Here is a 4117-nt window from a genome sequence, read left to right as displayed (position 1 = left end):
ACCTCATATCCGCCGTACAAGTGCCTCGACCGCCGATCGGATCGGCGGGCTGCAGCTTATGTCAAAGGCCATTGTCAGCAATCATGAGAGTGGGTGGTTCGCCAAACCGTTTCCTTCGTATGTTCTCGTATTCGGTGGCGAACCCTGTGGTGATGACTCCGAATGATGCTCCGCCCGAGCCCTCGCGCAGTCGGAAGCAAAACAACTCTAAGCGCGTAAGACTACGAGTGCTTTGTTTGGGGCGCGCGCTATCGCAGCACTACGGCGATCCGTAGGCGCCGTGATGATAGATCAGCGCAGGACCGGGCTCTCCGCTCATCACATGGCGGACACTGCCGAGGATCAATGCATGGCTGTGGCGAATGATAGTATCCTCAACCGTGCAATCGACCGCGACAAGCGCGCCTTCAAGTGCCAGTGCGCCGGTCGCAAGAGCAGACCAGCGAGCTCCGTCATAACGTGCGGAGCCCTTCAAACCACCTCGACCGGCGAAGCGGTCGGCGATTGCACTCTGGTCGGCACGCAGCACGTTCACGCAGAAGTGCCGGTGCCGGTTAATGGCTGCCCAGGTCGACGAGCCCAGATTGATGCTGACGACCATCACCTCAGGTTCGACTGACAAGGAATGGGCGGTGGTAACGGTTGCGCCAGTCCGTTCATCGCCCACACCCGCGGTGATGACGGAAACGGCTCCGGCCAGATGTCGCATCGCAAATTTCAAGGGAATCCGGGATTCAACCAGGGGGATGCGTTCCGTCAGTGTCATCTCGATAGCCTCATCGTTTGCAGATTCACGACGCCTTGCGGCGCAACGCCGTTTGATATCCAAGCCATTGGTAGATTTCGGCGGCGATGCGCTCGGCATGCGCGGTGACTTCGGGAATTCCCATCAATTCGCCGACGCTGCCGCGCGCCAGCGGTCCGCTGACGAAGATATTGTCGGTCGGGCGCCCGGATGCACCGACTGCACGGCCTTGCGGATCGGTCTCCAAGCCGAGACCAATCGGGTCAAGCCGGACCAAGCCCAACTGTCCGAGCTCGGCAATCGCCGTGTTGGTCCTGAAGAGATCGGCATGTGCCGGACCTGTCGTCACGATCACCCTATCGAAAGCCTCGACAACGAAGCTGCGTTCGCCACGCAGCCGCTGCGCAATGCGAATGCGCCCGTCGACCACCTCGGCGTCGGCAATCGATGCCGCGCGATAGGCGAGCTTGCCCTCGGCAACGCGTCGATCGAGCACGTCCGCAACCTGCGGCGCGAGGCGGAAGCAATGCACGTCCCAGAGCGCACGAAGATTGCGCGCCACACGTCGCTGCTCGGCTAGCGGCAAAGCCTGCCAGATGGCTTGTCCCTGACATCGAACGGCATCGAGCACCGGATGCCAGTCTTCGCCCCGACGCTTGGCATCAAGGATCGTTGCCCGGATGCGCCTGAACAGTGCCGTTGCGCTGCGTGAAGGAAGGGTCGTGAAATCACCAATTGGATCGGCCAGCATCGCGGCTTGGCTGCGCGAGCGATAGCCGTGGCGTGACAGCGCGACGATGTGGCCGCGATGCCCCCTGCGGTCGAGCATTGCAATCACGTCCGCCGACGTCAGTCCGGTGCCAACGACCAGGACACGGTCGTCGCGGCCGATCGCTTCCAGCCTCTCGAGATCATAGGGATTGGCCAGCAGCCCGGCTGTGCCAGCCACGGACTTCAGGGGCATCGGCAAGGCCGGCGGCGGATGCGTCGTCGCAATCACCACGGCGTCGGCAGCGAGCGTCCCGCCATCAGCGAGGATCAGACAGTAGCCCTCGCCGGTGCGCTCGACCGATGCGACGGCGGACCTGACATGGCGGATCGTTTTGCTGAGAAGGAAGGGCCGGAGATGAGATTCCACATAGCGCCCGAAAACGCGACGCTGCGGGTAGAGTGCTCCGTAGGCGGCAATAGCCTCGGCATCGTCTACAATGGCTCTGGTCTGCTCCAGCCAGTCGGCAAAGTGGCTGTCCTGGCCGGAGATCAGCGTCATTCTCGACGCCGGCACATTGATACGATGCGCCGGATCGGCCGTGGAATAGGCCAGACCATAGCCGAGCCCCTCGCGGGGCTCGACGACCACGATATCGGATGCACCGGCCGGGAGCAGTCGCGCTAAATGAAACGCAGTCGCCGCACCTGAAAAGCCGCCGCCGACAATCGCTATGATTGGTCCGCTGGCGCTCAAGACTGGCTCGCGCGCAGCGCCGACGGGCGATGGTCGCCGGCCACGGTTTCGCCGAAGGGGCCCATGTTGACGGCCGTCGGCCGCGTTGAGATCTCGTGATCGAGTGGCAACTGCGGCAGCACAAGTTCGCCGAAGCGATAGGCTTCCTCCAGATGCGGGTAACCGGACAGGATGAATGTATCGACGCCTATGCGCCGGTATTCATCGATCCGTTCCGCCACCGTAACCGCATCGCCGACCAGTGCGGTGCCCGCACCGCCGCGCACCAGGCCGACGCCAGCCCACAGGTTCGGGCTGATTTCCAGCTTGTCACGGCGGCCGCCATGCAACCGGCTCATACGCGACTGGCCAACCGAGTCCATGCGCGCGAACACCTTCTGCGCCTCGGCGATCGTCTTGTCGTCCAGACGGCTGATCAGCCGATCGGCATCGGCCCAGGCTTCGTCATTGGTTTCACGGACGATGACATGCAGCCGGATGCCGAAGCTCACCTGGCGTCCGGCTTTCTCGGCAAGGCCGCGCACATGATCGAGCTTGGCGGCGACATGTGCGGGTGGTTCGCCCCAGGTCAGATATTTGTCGATCTGCTCGGCGGCGACCGCATTCGCCGCCTCCGACGAACCACCGAAATAGAGCGGCGGATGCGGCGTCTGCACAGGCGGGAACAGCAGCCTTCCGTCCTCGATGCGGAAGTGCTTGCCTTCGAAGGCAACGGTCTCGCCGCTGAGCACCGCCTTGTAGATGTTGAGGAATTCCCGCGTCACCTCATAGCGCTCGTCATGGCTGAGGAAGATGCCGTCGCCCTTGTTCTCGACTGGGTCGCCACCGGTGACGACATTGATGAGCAGGCGCCCCCCGGAAATGCGATCGAGCGTCGAGGTCATCCGCGCGGCGAGCGTCGGCGATTGCAGGCCCGGCCGCACTGCAACGAGGAAGCGGAGCCGCTGCGTCAACGGCGCCAGCGCCGACGCCACGACCCAGCTGTCCTCGCAACTTCGGCCGGTCGGCAGCAGCGCGCCGTAGTAGCCGATGGCGTCGGCGGCCTTGGCGACCTGGGTCAGATAGGGCAGGTCGACCGCCCTGCCCCCCTCGGAGGTGCCGAGATAGCGGCTGTCGCCATGCGTCGGAAGAAACCACAGGACCTTGATCCTGTCGGGGATGGCAGTGCTCATGAATAGTCCTTTGTGACTTTACGGCGTTCTCGCTCAGCTCCAGGCGTGGAACGGCGGATTGACGTCGTTCAGGTAATAGTTGCCGAGGATCGCGTATTTCCAGCGCACCGGATCGTGCAGCGTGTGGGTGCGGGCGTTGCGCCAGTGACGGTCGAGGTTGTACTCGGCAAGCGTCGAGCGGGTTCCTGCGAGTTCGAATAGCTTGTTGGTGGCATTGATGGCGATCTCGGTGGTGAGGATCTTGGATTCCGCCACCGCGATCTGTGCTTCCGCGACACTCTTCTCGTTGGGGCGGGCCACGGCGCGATCGACTGCAAGCCCGGCCTTATCCAGAACCGCCTCCGCCGCATTGGCCCGCAGGCGGAGGTCACCGACGGCCTGGATCGTATAGGGATCCTGCCAGGCATGATCGACGCCGCTGTCGATCCACGCGCGCGACTTGGTGCGCACGAAGTTGACGGTTTCGTCGATCGCCGCCTTGGCGATGCCGAGATCGACCGCGGCCTGGATTATCTGGAAGATGGCGCCGTCGGCCGTCGGCCGGTCATAGCCCTTGTAGCCCGGGACGAGATGCGTCTTCGGAACCTTCACATTGTCGAGCAGAACGGTGCCGGACAGTGTCGTCTTCTGGCCGAAGCTCGACCAGTCGTCGATGACCGTCAGTCCGGGCGCGCCGCGATCGGCGATGGCATACCAGGCCGGGCCATCGTGATCTAGCGCCACTATCGGCACCAG

Annotated in this window: 4 protein-coding genes; all 4 read right to left on the bottom strand. The window is 63.5% G+C overall.

Annotation, left to right across the window (positions count from 1 at the left end):
• Nucleotides 1–259: 259 nt before the first annotated feature.
• On the bottom strand, nt 260–766 hold the full coding sequence (locus NKJ08_RS38130) for a flavin reductase family protein (RefSeq protein ID WP_352786312.1): 507 nt from the start codon (nt 764–766) through the stop codon (nt 260–262).
• Between the two features lie 25 nt (nt 767–791).
• Entirely contained in the window at nt 792–2210 is a 1419-nt protein-coding gene (locus NKJ08_RS38125) for an FAD/NAD(P)-binding protein (protein ID WP_352786310.1), read from the bottom strand.
• Nucleotides 2207–3382: an FMNH2-dependent alkanesulfonate monooxygenase gene (gene ssuD / locus NKJ08_RS38120; protein WP_352786308.1), complete on the bottom strand. Its 1176-nt coding sequence runs from the start codon at nt 3380–3382 to the stop codon at nt 2207–2209. The genes NKJ08_RS38125 and ssuD overlap by 4 nt, the downstream gene beginning before the upstream one ends.
• Before the next feature lie 33 nt (nt 3383–3415).
• A partial coding sequence (locus NKJ08_RS38115) for an acyl-CoA dehydrogenase family protein (RefSeq protein WP_352786306.1) occupies nt 3416–4117 on the bottom strand: 702 nt, incomplete at its 5' end.

Origin of the sequence: Mesorhizobium sp. M0244 (assembly GCF_040321795.1) — a bacterium.
Taxonomy (GTDB): domain Bacteria; phylum Pseudomonadota; class Alphaproteobacteria; order Rhizobiales; family Rhizobiaceae; genus Mesorhizobium.
Note: the sequence above shows the minus strand (reverse complement) of the source record. Positions and strands in the feature narration are given on the sequence as shown.

Coding starts and splice junctions, on each gene's coding strand:
- NKJ08_RS38130 (WP_352786312.1), bottom strand. CDS start 766: ATGACACTGACGGAACGCATCCCCCTGGTTGAATCCCGGATTCCCTTG.
- ssuD (WP_352786308.1), bottom strand. CDS start 3,382: ATGAGCACTGCCATCCCCGACAGGATCAAGGTCCTGTGGTTTCTTCCG.